Here is a 15798-nt window from a genome sequence, read left to right on the forward strand (position 1 = left end):
TCCAAAACTAATACTGTCTTGTGAATGGGATTTTAATTATTGTCTTTGTTATTAATGTTTTTGTTTATTGGAATTAGCCTTTTCTTTAACTGCATCATTTTTCTTTTTTTGATTATCATTGTTTTGCACGTATACATCTAAGTCATCCGGACTGACATCATATCCGAAACCATATTCTTCACGGTCTAATGAATTACTTTTGTTTTTATTGTTTTTCTTCGGCATGTAAATTCACCTCCATGAAGAATAATGTGTGTAAGTTATTCGGTTTTATTCGCCCATTACTCAGGTGTGAATTATTATTTACTTTTACGTTCAATAGCTGCGTCTATATAAGCTTTAAATATACGTTTGGATGGTTCATCTCCATCTACTGCAAATTCCTCTGGATGCCACTGGAAGCCATAAACAAAGCTATGTTCCTTACTTTCCAAACACTCTACAATGCCATCCGTAGCTTTTGCAATTATTTTCAATCCTTCACCAATTTTGTTGACCGCTTGATGATGAAATGAATTCACTTTAAATTCTTCCTCTTGCAGAAAATCATAAATTCGATTACCCTTTTCTAGTTTTACCGGATGCGATCTATGCGTCCTAATAGCCTTTTGAAGATGTTGCATTACTGGTTCTTCCCGTTGCGAATGAATGGATTGATACAGAGATCCACCTTGAACAATATTTAACATATGTAATCCACGACATACACCGATATAAGGTTTATCTAATTCCAGCATTTTTTGAATAAGTTTGTATTCCATTTCATCTAATTGGGGAGTAATCTGCTTTAAATGTACATGTGGAACTTCATCATAATAACTCGGATCAATATCTTCTCCTCCTGTTACAAAAAGACCATCTAGCCGTTTACTTAGCTCATCTAGGTCTTCCTCAGGGACTAAAGGTATTAAGATAGGTATTCCCCCTGCTTGAACAATAGCATTTGCGTAAACTGGAGGCATAAAATAGCAGCCATCTGGTAGAACTTCTGTTGTAATTCCTATTATTGGTTTCATATATATTCTCTCTTCTCTCTCATAAGTATATTCTGTCTATATATACCCGCTTGTTCACGATAAAAAACGTAACGGACTATTCGAACAAATCCTTTCTTTTACGTTTGTTTTTATTTTTGAAGGGAATAATTGAAACAACTAAGTTAAAGGAGGAATTCATAATGGCTGATAAATACGAGAAAATAGATAATAAAATTGCTGGTCAAACTCAGCAGCAGCAACCAGGTATTGAAGAGGAAATGAATCCTGAGCCAATTTTTGATGACCCAAACTACAAAGGATCTGGAAAACTAACAGGAAAGGTCGCCTTAGTTACAGGTGGAGATAGTGGAATAGGACGAGCAGTGTCTATCGCCTTTGCTAAGGAAGGTGCGAATGTCGCAATTGTCTATTTAGATGAGAACGAGCAACAAGATGCGGATAAGACTGCAAAGCTTATAGAACAATATGGTGGAAAAGCCTTAGCGATTAAAACTGATTTAAGTGATGATGAAAACTGTCAGCAAGCAATAGAGCAAGTAATAGAGGAATTCGGACAGCTTAACATCTTAGTTAATAATGCTGGTAAGCAATTCCCTACCGAGGACTTTCTAGCAATAACGCCAGATCAATTGCAGGAAACTTTCTCTACGAATATTTATTCAATGTTTTATTTATCGCAAGCCGCACTTTCTCATTTGAAAAAAGGTGATACAATCATCAACACTTCCTCCATCACTGCCTATAATGGTTCACCAGAACTTATCGATTACTCTGCCACTAAGGGAGCTATAACCACCTTTACTCGTTCGTTGGCACTAAACCTAATCGAGAAAGGAATTAGGGTAAACGCAGTAGCACCGGGTCCGATTTGGACGCCACTCATCCCCGCTACCTTCGATAAAGAGAAAGTAAAACAGCATGGTTCCAGTACGCCAATTGGACGTCGTGGGCAGCCTGCTGAGAATGCACCAGCCTATGTATTTTTAGCATCTACTGATTCCAGTTATATGACTGGTCAAACGATTCATGTTAATGGTGGAGATTTTGTTGGTTCTTAATTTGAAAAAATGCCCAGAGTGAGTGAATTTTCCTCTGCGCATTTTTTTTATGTTTTTAATATCTTTTTACCTCGTAGCCCTGATGATTTTTGGTTTTGTTAATACTCTATTATTATCACAAGGAAAGTAGGGATGATTAGTATGTCAGGTAATAAAGGTTACGAAGGTACTGGTGGGTATGGTTCAAGCTTTACGCTGATTGTTGTTTTATTCATTTTGCTTATTATTGTAGGTGCCTCTTTTATGAGTGGCTATGGTGACTACGGTTATTAAAATGTGAATAGCAAGTTGACTGGTGCGAATCGCAAATCCAACCTGGAAAACCGCAAGTTGAATGTTGCAAATCTCAAATGAGATGATGAATTATTTTCTATAAAGAAAAACGAGATTCTCTTTTTGTAGAATCTCGTTTTTGTTTTATATATTCATTTTTGAAACTTTTTTACCATCAAACGAATATAACACCTGTTTCCCGTCAACGACCGTTTCCAAATGGACGGTCCGCCCCCATAATTGACGAATATACGGTAGAACATTTTCCAAATAATGAGGATCTAGTTCCGTTCCTTCATATCCGTGATGCAAATATAACTCACCAAGCCTCATATAATCCCCGTTTTCTACTACAATATAAGGAAAGCTTCCATTCACTCTCATAGACACAAGTTGGTCACGGACGTTTTCATAATCCTTATCCGTTATTTCATAGTTGCCATTCTTCTTCTCAAATAGATATAAATCTTCCTGTTTGACTAAGTCCTTAGTTAAGTAATTTCTAATAAATGATATGTCTGATTCTATTTCACGTACTTCAAACATTTTCTCCCTACCAGAATTAATTTCAATTCCTAAATCTTTCATTTCCTTTGTTGGATTATTATATCTCTTTTCTATATCTTCGAATATTTTCACACCTAAATAATATGGATTGATGCCTGTTTTGGAAGGCTGCACTACATTGGCATTTAACTTGGCAAATTCAATTGTTTCATCACTCGTTAAGTCCATTTCCCTTAATATACGTTGATGCCAATAGGAAGCCCAACCTTCATTCATTATCTTTGTTTCTAATTGCGGCCAGAAGTAAAGCATTTCCTCTCGCATCATAGTTAAAATATCCCGTTGCCACTCCTCTAACTCACTGCTGTATTCCTCTATAAAAAGAAGGAGGTCTTTTTCGGGTTTCGGAGGGAACTTTTTTCGATACGGAAGCACCAATCTTGTTTTATCTTCTCGATGATCCAATTTCCATAAATCATCATAATCTGTTTTTCTTACGATCTCTATTTCTTCCTCGTCATCGTAAACCGGCAATTTTGGTCTCATAATAGACGGATCGATGTGTTCTTGTATTGCTAATACGGCGTCTAAAAAACTCTCAACCTCGTCTTTTCCATATAGTCTCTCATAGGCTGCAATTCGTTCCGCCGTTGCGGTCATACTTTCCACCATATCTCTTCGTGTATTAGAGAAACGGACATTATGCTTGAAAAAGTCACAATGAGCGAGTACATGTGCAATAATAAGCTTATTTTGTATAAGGCTATTTGTATCCAATAAAAACGCGTAGCATGGATCCGAATTAATTACTAATTCATAAATTTGACTGAGCCCGAAATCATATTGCATTTTCATCTTATGAAATTGTTTACCAAAACTCCAATGGGCAAACCGTGTAGGCATGCCGTACGCACCAAAAGTATAAATGATATCTGCGGGGCAAATCTCATACCTCATGGGATACGTATCAAGACCGAACGAAGTAGCGATTTCAGTAATTTCCGCAATGGCATGTTGTAGTTTTCTTTCCATTACTTGGCTCCCTTTTGAAAAATACGCTTCAGCGCTTCGTAAACATCTTGGTTTTCCTTCAATACATAATACCTAAACTTGGGATTTTCGATTTTTTTATAGGTATTCATTAAGGTGGAATATCTGCTATGTGCATTTACTTCGCCGTAGCCAAAAATACTAGAAACATCCATTAATTCGTTCACTAGTTGAATACATCTCATATTATCACTCGTCATATTCTCTCCATCAGAAAAATGTACAGGATAAATGTTGTATCGAGAGGGACTATACTTCTCCTTAATGAGCTCTAGGGCTTTTGAATATGCCGAGGAGCAAATCGTCCCCCCACTTTCTCCTTTTGAAAAAAATGCTTCCTCCGTTACAACTTTCGCTTCCGTATGATGGGCAATAAATTCAATTTCCACCGTTTCATATTGGGAGCGTAAAAATCTTGTCATCCAGAAAAAAAAGCTTCTGGCACAATACTTTTCAAATTTCCCCATTGAACCACTTGTATCCATCATTGCTAACACAACTGCCTTCGATTCTGGCTTTACGACTTCATCCCATGTTTTAAAACGCAAGTCATCTTGATGAATAGGCATTATTTCAGCCTTCCCTTTCATTGCATTTCTCTTAATAGCTGTCATAATCGTTCGCTTTTTATCAATATTACCCATAAGACCTTTTTTCCGTATATCGTTGAAAGTGATATGTTCTGTCGTAATTTCCGCTTGTTCTTTCTCTTCTAAGTTAGGCAACTCCATTTGGTTAAAAAGCTCATACTCTATTTCTGCAATGGATATCTCCGCTTCATAATAATCTTGACCAGCCTGGTCGCCTGCCTGTTTCCCTTGACCTGCATTACCCTGTTCATCTCCAGAGCCTTTTGCAATAACGTCCCCTACTTGGCTATCTCCATTACCTTGCCCAACATGCTTAGATGAATCATAGTTATAGCGAATTTTATATTCATCTAATGAACGAATCGGAATTTTAATGACTTCTCGTCCATTAGACATAATGATATTTTCTTCACTGATTAAATCGGGCAAGTTGTTTTGAATCGCTTCTTTCACTTTCTCCATATGGCGTTGTTGGTCTTGATGTCCTTTTCGATGCAAGGACCAGTTTTCCTGAGAAACGACAAATTGTTTTGCTTCTTTATTCTCCATTTTTCTCAACACCTACCTATTTTTTATCATATGCCCGTTTGTCATTGTTATTGCAGATGAAAATGAAAATTGTTGAGGGTGATTATGAAGTAATAAAAAAAAGCATCCAAATACAGAATAACCGGTGATGGAAGTATAGAATCTATTCAATAATACTGCTGATTTCCGTTTCATGTAGACGCTTTCCGCGGGCGTGGCCGAGCCTCCTCGTTCGCTACGCTTCCTGCGGGGTCTCGACTTTCTCGCTTATCCCGCTGGAGTCGCCACATTTCACTCCAATCAATTAAGTAAGTAGTACTGATCAATAAGATATAGCAAAGCCTATCGCTTTGATGATAAGAGTATTCAAAGTTAATATAGAGATAAAACCGTCTGTTGAATTATGGATATTATTCTGTTATGAAGGATGAAGAAAGTAGATTTTTTTTATCTAGTGGAAATAAAGAGAAATAGTAAGTGTCTACTAAATAAAGAAGCGAGAAAGCGAACGAAATTGCATCTTCGAGAGCTTCTTATATGAATAAGAAAGTATCTTTTCTCTAGTTATCCAAAAACGCACTTACCTGTTTCAAAAAGTTGTAGGATGGCGACGGATAGGCAAACGCCATAAGATTATCGAAAAAAGGGATGCTGGTTGGTTGTGACAGACGTCACAACCAACCAGCATCCTTAAAAATTAACTCGGTAATCTATAGCAAAACGCCTATTCAAAGCCCTTCGAAAACGATAGAAACAGGTTTTACCAATCTTTTCGCTATATTATCCGTCCTTCATTTACGACTATCGATTAAGTAAACTGCCAACATATTTTAATAGCTCATTAGCTGATGTCGAATTATAGCCATGTTCATCTATTAATCTTGCCACTACTTCATTTACTTTCTTTAGATGTGCTTCATCAGGGGTTTTGGAGGAAGTTGTAATTTTTACGACATCCTTCAAATCAGCAAACAATTTCTTTTGGATAGCTTCACGTAATCGCTCATGCGAATTATATTCAAAACGTTTTCCTTTTCTAGCGTATGCCGATAATCTAATGAGAATTTCTTCACGGAATGCTTTTTTTGCATTTTCGGAAATACCAATTTGTTCTTCAATCGAGCGCATTAGTTTTTCATCGGGGTTCATCTCTTCCCCAGTTAATGGATCTCTCATTTTGTTCTTGTTACAGAAAGCCTCGACGTTATCCAAATAATTATTCATAAGTGTAATAGCTGACTCTTCGTACGAGTAAACAAATGCTTTTTGTACTTCTTTCTTTGCTATTTCATCGTATTCCTTGCGCGCAATTGCGATATAATTCATGTATTTCTCTTTATCTTCATCTGAGATCGATGCGTGCTGATCAAGCCCTTCCTTTAAGGCACGCAACACATCTAACGCATTAATCGAGGGCACTTCTTTACGAATAATAGCAGAGGAAATACGGTTGATCACATACCGCGGATCAATACCGTTCATCCCTTCGTTTTGAGATTCCTTCTTCAATTCCTCTACATCGATGTCATTAAAACCTTCCACATTTTCGCCGTCATATAGCCGCATTTTTTTTACGAGATCTATCCCTGTTTTTTTCGGAATCGCGAGTCTTGTCAGTATGGAAAAAATTGCAGCAGCTCTTAATGCATGTGGAGCAATATGAACATGTGTCATATCACTTTCTCTAATCATTTTTTCATATATTCGCTCTTCCTGGCTTACCTTCAGGTTATAAGGAATAGGCATGACAATAATACGAGAATGTAAGGCTTCGTTCTTTTTATTGGCTATAAATGTTCGGTACTCTGTTTCGTTCGTATGAGCTACGATCAACTCATCCGCACTGATTAATGCAAAGCGTCCTGCCTTAAAATTCCCTTCTTGCGTCAACGATAATAAATGCCAGAGAAATTTTTCATCCAATTTTAGCATCTCTTGAAATTCCATCATTCCTCGGTTTGCCTTATTCAATTCTCCGTCAAAGCGATACGCGCGAGGATCTGACTCCGAACCGTATTCTGCAATTGTAGAAAAGTCTATAGATCCTGTTAAGTCAGCGATATCCTGAGATTTGGGATCAGAGGGGGTGAACGTACCAATCCCAACTCGTTTGTCTTCAGAAAAGAAAATACGCTCCACCATGACATCTTCTACTCGCCCACCATATTCTTTTTCTAGCCTCATCGAGTTTAAAGGAGACAAACTACCCTCGATACGTATACCATATTCATCAAAAAAGTCTTGACGTAAATGCTGTGGGATTAAATGCAGAGGATCTTCATGCATCGGACAGCCTTTAATAGCATATACCGCTCCCTCGTCTGTACGAGAGTACTGTTCAAATCCCCGTTTTAAAAGTGTTACAATTGTTGACTTTCCTCCACTTACTGGTCCCATTAATAATAATATTCGTTTTCGTACATCCAACCTTCTAGCAGCAGGATGAAAATATTCTTCTACTAATCGCTCTAATGCTTCCTCTAATCCAAAAATCTCTTTTTCAAAAAAATTAAATTGTTTTTTGTTTTCTAGTTCTGTTAGTCCTGCATTTTTTATCATGCTATAAACCCGTGCATGTGCCGTTTGGGCAACCTCTGGACGTTCCTTCACAATCGCTAAAAATTCTCTAAACGTACCTTCCCACTTGAGCTGGTTCTCTTCTTCTCGGTAATTTCTTACTTTGTTTAAAATGTCCATGTTTCCCTCCATTCATGGGAGTTATTTATACCATAGTATGAAGTTTTAGAAATTATGATACCAATTTCTCTACACGAATAAAGCATCTCTTAGCAAAAGAAGAGATGCTTTACTCATTGTTTATGGGGTTGTTCACATTAGAATAACCGATTGTAGAATTTTATTCTTTTATTTTCCTTCTCTTAATTCCCCAAACTACTAAAGCAGCAATAACTGCTAAAAGCACTAAAACGGGTAAATTTCCTACTAGAAATACTATTATTCCTGAGCCTATCGACAAAAGTGAATTTGTACTAGTTATAAATTGCTTTTTTGTTTTTTCCCATGTATTTAAATCTTTGTTATCTATTTCAGGAATGATGACACGGCTTTCATTCATAGTTAATTCGATTGTGGAAAAGGATGTTTGGTTTTTTAAATAATTTATTTTACCTACTAATACTTCTATTTCTTCTTGGACCTTTGCTAAGTCAGTGGAAATTTTAAGTAAGTCCTCTGTTTTTTCTGCATCCTTCATAAACGCTAGTAAGCGCTCCTCCACTGCACGTTTAGATTTTACTCGGGAGCTTAAATCTACGTATTGCTCAGTTACATCCTGTCCTGTTACATTTTTCTCCAAGACTTTGGCAACTTCTTCCTCTGCTTCGGACAAAAATGTTTCAAAATGCTTCTCTGGAATTCGCACCACCATATTCCCAGTACTTGTTTCGTCAGATTCCATATACACATTGGATTCTACAATATAACCATCATACTTCTTCACCTTTAGCTCCATATTATGCTGAGCCTTTTCTAAGTCCTTTACACTCGTGCTTATTCTAGCCTGATGAATAATCATTCGATTGTTAGGTGCTGCGGTATCCTCTTTTGCACTTTCTTGTTCTACGTCTGCTTCTACACTTTTTGCTTCTTCAGTTGCAAATTCAGCTGAATCAGATGCACTTTCACTTTCTTCAGTACTCATTTTAGCTGAGTCTTCATTACTACTACAGGCTGCTAATAACCCGAAAAGGCTTATAGTGACTAACAATAACCACACTTTCTTCAAAATATAGTTTCCCCCTTATATATATATCTGAATAATCAGACGAAAAACATTGGAAAGAGTTTCATTTCACTTTCACAGTACACTACTATGCTAATGAAGTACTCAGTTAGCAGATGAGAAATTTTTACTTTTTTCACAAAAACACTTAAATAGTTTTAATATTTCGATAGAATAGAAGAAGAAACCGAGGAGGTATTTAAATGGGAAAAGCAATCGATCGGGTTATTCGTTATAGGGGAACCAAGTTGAATACAAAAGGTTGGTTACAAGAAGCGGCACTTCGCATGCTTATGAACAATTTAGATGCGGAAGTGGCTGAGAATCCGGACGAGTTAGTTGTCTACGGAGGGATTGGAAAGGCTGCTCGTAACTGGGATGCATTTGACGCAATAGTTCGCTCTTTAAAGGAACTAGAAAATGATGAAACATTGCTTGTTCAATCTGGAAAGCCGGTAGCAGTATTTAAGTCTCATATCGACGCGCCACGTGTATTGATAGCAAACTCAAATTTAGTACCAGCCTACGCAACATGGGAGCTTTTTCATGAACTCGATAAAAAAGGGTTAATGATGTATGGTCAAATGACTGCTGGCAGTTGGATTTATATTGGCTCGCAAGGAATTGTTCAGGGCACCTACGAAACTTTTGCTGAACTTGCAAAACAGCATTTCAATGGAACATTAAAAAACACCATTACGCTAACGGCAGGTTTAGGTGGTATGGGAGCAGCACAGACATTAGCAGTTACGATGAATGGTGGAGTATGTATTGCTATTGAAGTAGATGAAACGAGAATAGATAGACGCATTGAAACACGGTATACAGATTTGAAAGCGCATACATTAGACGAAGCAATTCAACTTGCAGAACAAGCAAAATCGGAGGGTAAACCTCTATCTATAGGGCTTGTTGGAAATGCGGCAGATATTCTGCCTGAAATGATTGCTCGTGGGTTTGTACCAGATGTATTGACCGATCAAACTTCAGCGCACGATCCATTAAATGGCTACATCCCTTCCCAAACCTCTTTGGAGGATGCAGCAGCTTTGCGTAAAGAAAATCCTGATGAATATGTCAAGCTATCAAAGACCTCTATGTCCACTCACGTACGTGCTATGGTCGAGTTAATGGATAAAGGAGCGATAACATTCGATTACGGGAATAATATTCGCCAAGTAGCCAAAGATCAAGGTTTTAAGAGAGCGTTTGACTTCCCTGGATTTGTCCCTGCTTATATCCGGCCACAATTTTGTGAAGGCAAAGGTCCCTTTAGATGGGTTGCATTGTCGGGTGATCCTGAAGACATATATAAAACAGATGAAGTAATTTTACGTGAGTTTAGTTATAACACTCATTTATGCAATTGGATTAAAATGGCTCGTGAAAAAATCCAATTCCAAGGATTGCCTTCCCGTATATGTTGGTTAGGTTATGGGGAACGTGCGCGCTTCGGGAAAATTATTAATGATATGGTCGCTTCTGGTGAACTGAGTGCACCTATAGTAATTGGGAGAGATCATCTAGATTCAGGGTCGGTTGCCTCGCCTAATCGTGAAACAGAAGCGATGAAAGACGGTTCTGATGCAGTGGCAGACTGGCCAATACTTAACGCCATGATTAATGCTGTCGGCGGAGCAACATGGGTTTCTGTGCACCATGGAGGCGGAGTAGGAATGGGATACTCTATTCATGCTGGTATGGTCATAGTTGCTGATGGAACAAAAGAAGCTGAAGCAAGATTAGAACGAGTGCTCACTACAGATCCAGGTATGGGGATTGTCCGTCATTTCGATGCTGGTTATGAGCTTGCAGAAAAAACTGCACGCACGAAAGGCGTTCACATCCCAATGATGGAAAAGGAGGACTAAAATATATGAGTAACGCTATTTGGATCAAACATGCATCTCAATTAGTTACCATGGCTAGTGAACATAAGGGTCCACGAACGAAAGTAGCCATGAGTGAGCTTTCTATTATAGAAGATGGAAGTATATGGTTAGAAAATGAAGTAATTCAAGCTATTGGCACAACAGCGGAGCTACAAAGAAAGTATGCAAATCGTCTAGATGAAGCCGAAATCATTGATGCATCCGGTAAACTCGTTACTCCTGGACTTGTTGATCCGCATACTCATGTCGCATACGGAGGAAGTCGTGAGCGCGAATTTGAATTGCGTTTAGAAGGAGCTACGTATATGGACATTATGAATGCCGGCGGAGGTATCCATGCGACTAGCCGAATGACTCGGGAAGCTACCGAAGAGGAGATTTTTTTCCAGACAGAGAAACGACTAGACTCATTTTTAGCTCATGGCGTAACTACTATTGAAGGAAAGAGTGGATACGGTTTAAATGTTGAAACGGAGCTAAAACAGCTTCACATAATGCAGCGATTGCAGAAAGAACATCCAATAGATATTATTCCGACCTTTATGGGTGCACATGCTGTTCCTGCGGAATTTAAAGGAAAGGAAGATCAATACGTTGATTTGATCGTGAATGAAATGCTCCCTAGAGTGGCTGAAGAAAAGTTAGCCCAGTTTAATGACGTCTTCTGTGAAATAGGCGTTTTTACCCCAGAGCAATCAAAGCGAATTTTAGAGGCTGGTCAAGCTTTTGGTCTACTCCCTAAAATTCACGCAGATGAGATAGAATCTTATGGCGGAGCGGAGCTTGCAGCTGAAGTGGGTGCTATTTCCGCAGAGCATTTATTGAAAGCATCGGATATCGGTATTGCCGCAATGGCAAAGCAAGGGGTCATCGCATGTTTGTTACCCGCAACAGCTTTGTATTTACGAGAAACTGCTGCGAGAGGCAGGGCAATGATTGACGCTGGTGTACCAGTGGCGATTTCAACCGATTGCAACCCTGGTTCCTCCCCTACAACGTCCATGCCACTTGTGATGAATTTAGCTTGTATTTTGATGAGACTTACTCCTGCTGAAAGCTTATGTGCAGCAACATACAATGCAGCTTGCGCTATAAAAATGGAGGACAAAGTCGGCTCTTTAGAGATTGGAAAACAAGCAGACATTGTGCTCTGGGATGTTCCAAATTACCAGCAACTGCAGTATTTATTTGGAGTAAATCATGTAAAGAGCGTGTGGAAAAAAGGAGTTAAGGTGGTCGGGTAACATTGAAATTAATTCAACTGGGAAAGAAAGTGATAAATCTTGATTAGCTTAAAAGGTAATGGTCTGACTCTGGAACATATGCGTGCAATTTTATATCAGGATGAACAGATTATTATAGATGATTGTGCGAAAGAAAATGTGGTGAAAAGTCGGAAAGTCGTGGAACGGGTTGTAGAAGAAGGTCATACCGTCTACGGTATAAATACTGGCTTTGGAAAATTTAGTGATGTGAGTATAAACGAATCCGATGTTCATGCACTGCAACAACATCTAATTAGATCCCATGCATGCGGTATTGGCGAGCCATTCGATGAAATTGTGTCACGTGCAATGGTTGTACTTCGATTAAATGCATTACTCAAAGGTTTCTCCGGTATTCGTTTAGAAGTATTAGAGCGGTTGACATATATGGTCAACCATCATATTCACCCAGTAATCCCTCAGCAAGGGTCACTTGGAGCATCCGGTGACCTTGCTCCTCTCTCACATCTTGCACTAGTTTTGATAGGAGAAGGATTCGTTTGGGACGGTAATCAACAAATTCCAGCTCATTTGGTTTGGGAGAAACATAATATAACCCCCATTGTATTAGAGGCTAAAGAAGGATTGGCATTGATAAATGGAACGCAAGCGATGACTGCTCAAGGAGTTGTCAATTGGTTAGAATCCGAAGCACTTGCCTATCAAAGTGAATGGATTGCTGCCCTGACAATGGAAGCCCTGTACGGCATTACAGATGCTTTTCATCCAGCTATTCATGAAGCACGAGGCTATCCCGAGCAAGTAGACGTTGCAAAAAGAATGCTTAGTTGGCTTAAAGGCAGTCAATTAGTTACTAAACAAGGGGAAAAACGTGTGCAAGATGCTTACTCTATAAGATGTATACCGCAAATTCATGGAGCAAGCTGGCAGGTACTTTCTTATGTAAAAGAAAAAATAGAAATTGAGATAAACGCAGCTACGGATAACCCGTTAATTGTTGAAGATGGAAAAGTGATTATTTCAGGAGGAAACTTCCATGGTCAACCAATTGCATTTGCCATGGATTTCCTCAAGGTTGCGATGGCTGAACTTGCAAATGTATCGGAGCGTAGAATAGAACGATTAGTTAATCCACAGTTAAATGAGGGACTCCCTCCTTTTTTAAGTCCACAGCCTGGATTACAATCTGGAGCTATGATTTTGCAATATGCAGCTGCAAGTCTCGTATCGGAAAACAAAACCTTGGCCCATCCTGCTTCTGTGGACTCTATACCCTCCTCCGCAAATCAGGAGGATCATGTAAGTATGGGAACAATCGGAGCAAGACATGCCTATCAAATCATTCAAAATAGCCGAAGAGTCATCGCAATTGAGGCCATTTGCGCAGTACAGGGAGTAGAATATAGAGGGAATAACCTCATATCCCCTGCTCTACGAAACAAATGGCAGGAAATACGAGACATTGTCCCCTCCATTATAGAAGACCGTATTTTTAGTATTGATGTAGAAAAAATGTCTATGTATTTAAAAAAAGATACATTTCATATTCAAAATGTAGCTACCAATTCCTAATCGGAAAAGGTAGCTTTATTTTTTATCTTTCTGTTACAAATATGTAAATAATGTAACAGGCATATTTTTTATCCTAAATAATGTTTAGTGCTCAATACTTCTGGGGTACCTATTCATTAGAACACTACTAAACAATAAAATTATAATAAATGGAGGAATACAAAATGATGAAAAATTCTGTTGCAGGACAAAAATGGTGGAAAATCGGAGCAGCTGCATTCTTATCTGTAGGTTTATTAGCAGCTTGTGGTGATGGGGAAAACGAGTCGGATGTAGACGACAATTCAGAACAAGAATTAGAACAAGAGCTTGAAGAAGAAGATCAAGACGGAGAATAAAAGTTCAACTGAATAGAAGTTCACCAAAATTTTTAGAGAAAAAGGCATGACCCTTACTTTCTTCGTAAGGGTCATGGCTTTTTATTTACATGGACAGGTTCCTTTCCCATTTAGTTTATTGCATTTTTTACATTTCTTTTTGGATATCCTATTCACTTCCTTTTAATGATTTAACCTAAAATATGTTGGTATCGGATTGTCCTATTACTCCTATTATTCGACACACCAATTAATTAATCGCTGTGGATAAGGTTATACACAACTAAAATGAGAATATTTCTATACTAATGACATTAAAATAATATTAATCCACATATTATCCACTGTAATTGTGGATAAGAAATAAGATATTAACATTTCTTTAACTGATATAGCCAAATCAGAAGTTAAATTAGGATTATTTTAGACAAAACATAAAAAAATTCTATTTTATTCTTAGAATAACGCTTTTAGAACATCATATAGTTAGTTTTTTAGAGAAATGTTTCGACAAAATTCGAGTTTTTTAAAAATGTGGATAACTTTATACACAAAATCCACGTTGGTATATATCATTTCTTCACTCCTATCAACAAGTTGTTAACATATTATCCACTTTTATCTGTGGATAATGGAACAGTTGTTCTTACGGGTGATATTTGTTAAATTAATCTTACAAAAGTTAATTGACTATATTGCTTTATAAAATTGAGAACGGAGGTGCTAGGGTTATGAATAGAATGTCTGATGATCTTCTAATCGAGTCTTACTTGTTGGCCAAAAAACTACAGCTTAATCCAGAATTTCTAGAACTGTTAAAATCCGAAATAGCTCGCCGCAGCCTATCCATCCAAAGCGCTAGCTAACAATTCTTAAGCTGAGGAATATCCTCAGCTTTTTTAAAGCATAAAAAAGCCGGTGGAATTTTCCACCGACCTGGTTTTTATTAGCTATATTGATTTCCGTTCATTTGTGATTGGGCTTGAGCTACTAAACGCTTAGTAATTTCTCCGCCAACGGAACCGTTAGCACGCGCTGAAGCTTCTCCTCCAAGTTGAACACCGAATTCTTGTGCGATTTCATATTTCATTTGGTCAATAGCTTGTTTTACGCCTGGTACTAGAAGTTGATTGTTGTTTGGCATGTTGTTCACCTCCTTGTAACGTTATATTGTGTTTTTTTTCATCATTTATACCACCATATAAAACAGGAGATTTTGTTAATATTTTTCAAGTATGCTTAAATTTACTTTTCAAGGATTTGATTAATCACTTCATTGGCTTTACTATTGTTTAAATTTTTATAAATGCAGCTTGCTGGTGAATCTCTGAGTGTCTCAGTAAAGGCATTCGCCATTTCTGCTTCTCCTGCTACATGAAACTCACGCCAGCCTCGTTTTTTCTTTAGCTGCTCAATGGTGGTTCTCATCCCTTTGTAAAAAGTACTCGCATTCACTCTGTATTGTGGTTCCAGCACAGCTGTTTTGCTGTCAGCAGCTGCTCGTTTTCCACGACTATCTAATTTGACCTTTTCATTCCACGTTTCTGAAACCGGGTCATATTTGAATGTTACATCGTCACGAACAAATCCTAATGCCGTATCTAAAATACGAACTTCTCCAAAGCTCGGCATGATTATACCTGCTTCTGGATATGCTTTATACATATACTCGAGTTGCTCAGTGACAGGATGGTTTTCCCAATAGAAATTAGTTTTAACTGGCACCTGCACATAATGTACAGACCATAATTCATCATTTGCACCACTAGCAAAAATGACGGCACCTTTACGTAACTCCAATGAGTTTTTTTCCATTTCGTTTTTTACTTTTTCCTTCACATGATTAAATGCTTTTAATTCCTTCTCATCACCTGAAGCTTCTATATATTCTCCGATACGCTTCAAACCACTTTTCAGATGAATCGCCCAAGCACCATTTAGTTGCTCAGGATCAGCCGGATTGGTATTCAAATAAATACTCAAAACACTTCGATCAATAGTGGTGTATGCTTTCAACGCTTCAATTTCTTTATTTATCGTCATTC

General features: G+C 38.0%; 15 protein-coding genes. 7 read left to right on the plus strand and 8 right to left on the minus strand.

The window, feature by feature from the left end; genetic code table 11:
* Positions 1–51: 51 nt before the first annotated feature.
* Together BLR36_RS18800 and BLR36_RS09450 are read right to left on the minus strand one after the other, a co-directional pair.
* Positions 52–225: a hypothetical protein gene (locus BLR36_RS18800; protein ID WP_175454029.1), complete on the minus strand. Its 174-nt coding sequence runs from the start codon at positions 223–225 to the stop codon at positions 52–54.
* A gap of 74 nt (positions 226–299) precedes the next feature.
* Positions 300–1016: a gamma-glutamyl-gamma-aminobutyrate hydrolase family protein gene (locus BLR36_RS09450; RefSeq protein ID WP_093061499.1), complete on the minus strand. Its 717-nt coding sequence runs from the start codon at positions 1014–1016 to the stop codon at positions 300–302.
* 161 nt (positions 1017–1177) lie between these two features.
* Between BLR36_RS09450 and BLR36_RS09455 the strand changes: the two genes are divergently transcribed.
* Complete coding sequence (locus BLR36_RS09455) at positions 1178–2056, plus strand: SDR family oxidoreductase (RefSeq protein ID WP_371326710.1); 879 nt, start codon at positions 1178–1180, stop codon at positions 2054–2056.
* A 132-nt stretch (positions 2057–2188) separates the two neighbouring features.
* A complete protein-coding gene (locus BLR36_RS09460; RefSeq protein ID WP_139185082.1) occupies positions 2189–2329 on the plus strand; it encodes a YjcZ family sporulation protein in 141 nt (46 codons plus the stop codon).
* Between the two features lie 144 nt (positions 2330–2473).
* Here the strand turns inward: BLR36_RS09460 and BLR36_RS09465 are convergent, their stop codons facing one another.
* The 4 genes from BLR36_RS09465 to BLR36_RS09480 form a co-directional block, all read right to left on the minus strand.
* Positions 2474–3868, minus strand: coding sequence for a SpoVR family protein (locus BLR36_RS09465; protein WP_093061501.1), 1395 nt, complete (start codon positions 3866–3868; stop codon positions 2474–2476).
* Entirely contained in the window at positions 3868–5025 is a 1158-nt protein-coding gene (gene yhbH, locus BLR36_RS09470) for a sporulation protein YhbH (protein ID WP_093061502.1), read from the minus strand. The genes BLR36_RS09465 and yhbH overlap by 1 nt, the downstream gene beginning before the upstream one ends.
* A 780-nt stretch (positions 5026–5805) precedes the next feature.
* The gene (locus BLR36_RS09475) at positions 5806–7701 is read right to left on the minus strand and encodes a PrkA family serine protein kinase (protein ID WP_093061503.1); all 1896 of its coding nucleotides are present in this window, start codon (positions 7699–7701) and stop codon (positions 5806–5808) included.
* Between the two features lie 160 nt (positions 7702–7861).
* The gene (locus BLR36_RS09480) at positions 7862–8740 is read right to left on the minus strand and encodes a DUF4349 domain-containing protein (RefSeq protein WP_254771365.1); all 879 of its coding nucleotides are present in this window, start codon (positions 8738–8740) and stop codon (positions 7862–7864) included.
* Positions 8741–8949: 209 nt separating this feature from the next.
* Here BLR36_RS09480 and hutU point away from each other — a divergent pair, with 209 nt between their 5' ends.
* The 5 genes from hutU to BLR36_RS09500 all read left to right on the plus strand — a co-directional run bounded on the left by hutU (position 8950) and on the right by BLR36_RS09500 (position 14619).
* Positions 8950–10617, plus strand: a complete 1668-nt coding sequence (gene hutU / locus BLR36_RS09485) for a urocanate hydratase (RefSeq protein ID WP_093061505.1) — start codon at positions 8950–8952, stop codon at positions 10615–10617.
* 5 nt (positions 10618–10622) lie between these two features.
* Positions 10623–11882, plus strand: coding sequence for an imidazolonepropionase (gene hutI / locus BLR36_RS09490; protein WP_093061506.1), 1260 nt, complete (start codon positions 10623–10625; stop codon positions 11880–11882).
* 39 nt (positions 11883–11921) lie between these two features.
* A complete protein-coding gene (gene hutH, locus BLR36_RS09495; RefSeq protein ID WP_093061507.1) occupies positions 11922–13436 on the plus strand; it encodes a histidine ammonia-lyase in 1515 nt (504 codons plus the stop codon).
* A gap of 164 nt (positions 13437–13600) precedes the next feature.
* Positions 13601–13774 (plus strand): hypothetical protein, encoded by a 174-nt coding sequence (locus BLR36_RS18805; RefSeq protein WP_175454030.1) that lies wholly within the window; start codon positions 13601–13603, stop codon positions 13772–13774.
* A 710-nt stretch (positions 13775–14484) separates the two neighbouring features.
* Positions 14485–14619, plus strand: a complete 135-nt coding sequence (locus BLR36_RS09500; RefSeq protein WP_093061508.1) for a sporulation histidine kinase inhibitor Sda — start codon at positions 14485–14487, stop codon at positions 14617–14619.
* Positions 14620–14699: 80 nt separating this feature from the next.
* On the opposite strand, the gene BLR36_RS09505 is transcribed toward BLR36_RS09500, so the two are convergent.
* Positions 14700–14897: an alpha/beta-type small acid-soluble spore protein gene (locus BLR36_RS09505; RefSeq protein ID WP_093061509.1), complete on the minus strand. Its 198-nt coding sequence runs from the start codon at positions 14895–14897 to the stop codon at positions 14700–14702.
* A gap of 101 nt (positions 14898–14998) precedes the next feature.
* Positions 14999–15796 carry a VLRF1 family aeRF1-type release factor gene (locus BLR36_RS09510; RefSeq protein ID WP_093061510.1) on the minus strand — a complete coding sequence of 266 codons (798 nt, stop codon included), beginning with the start codon at positions 15794–15796 and terminating at the stop codon, positions 14999–15001.
* Positions 15797–15798 lie beyond the last annotated feature (2 nt).

Origin of the sequence: Psychrobacillus sp. OK028 (genome assembly GCF_900103605.1) — a bacterium.
GTDB lineage: Bacteria > Bacillota > Bacilli > Bacillales_A > Planococcaceae > Psychrobacillus.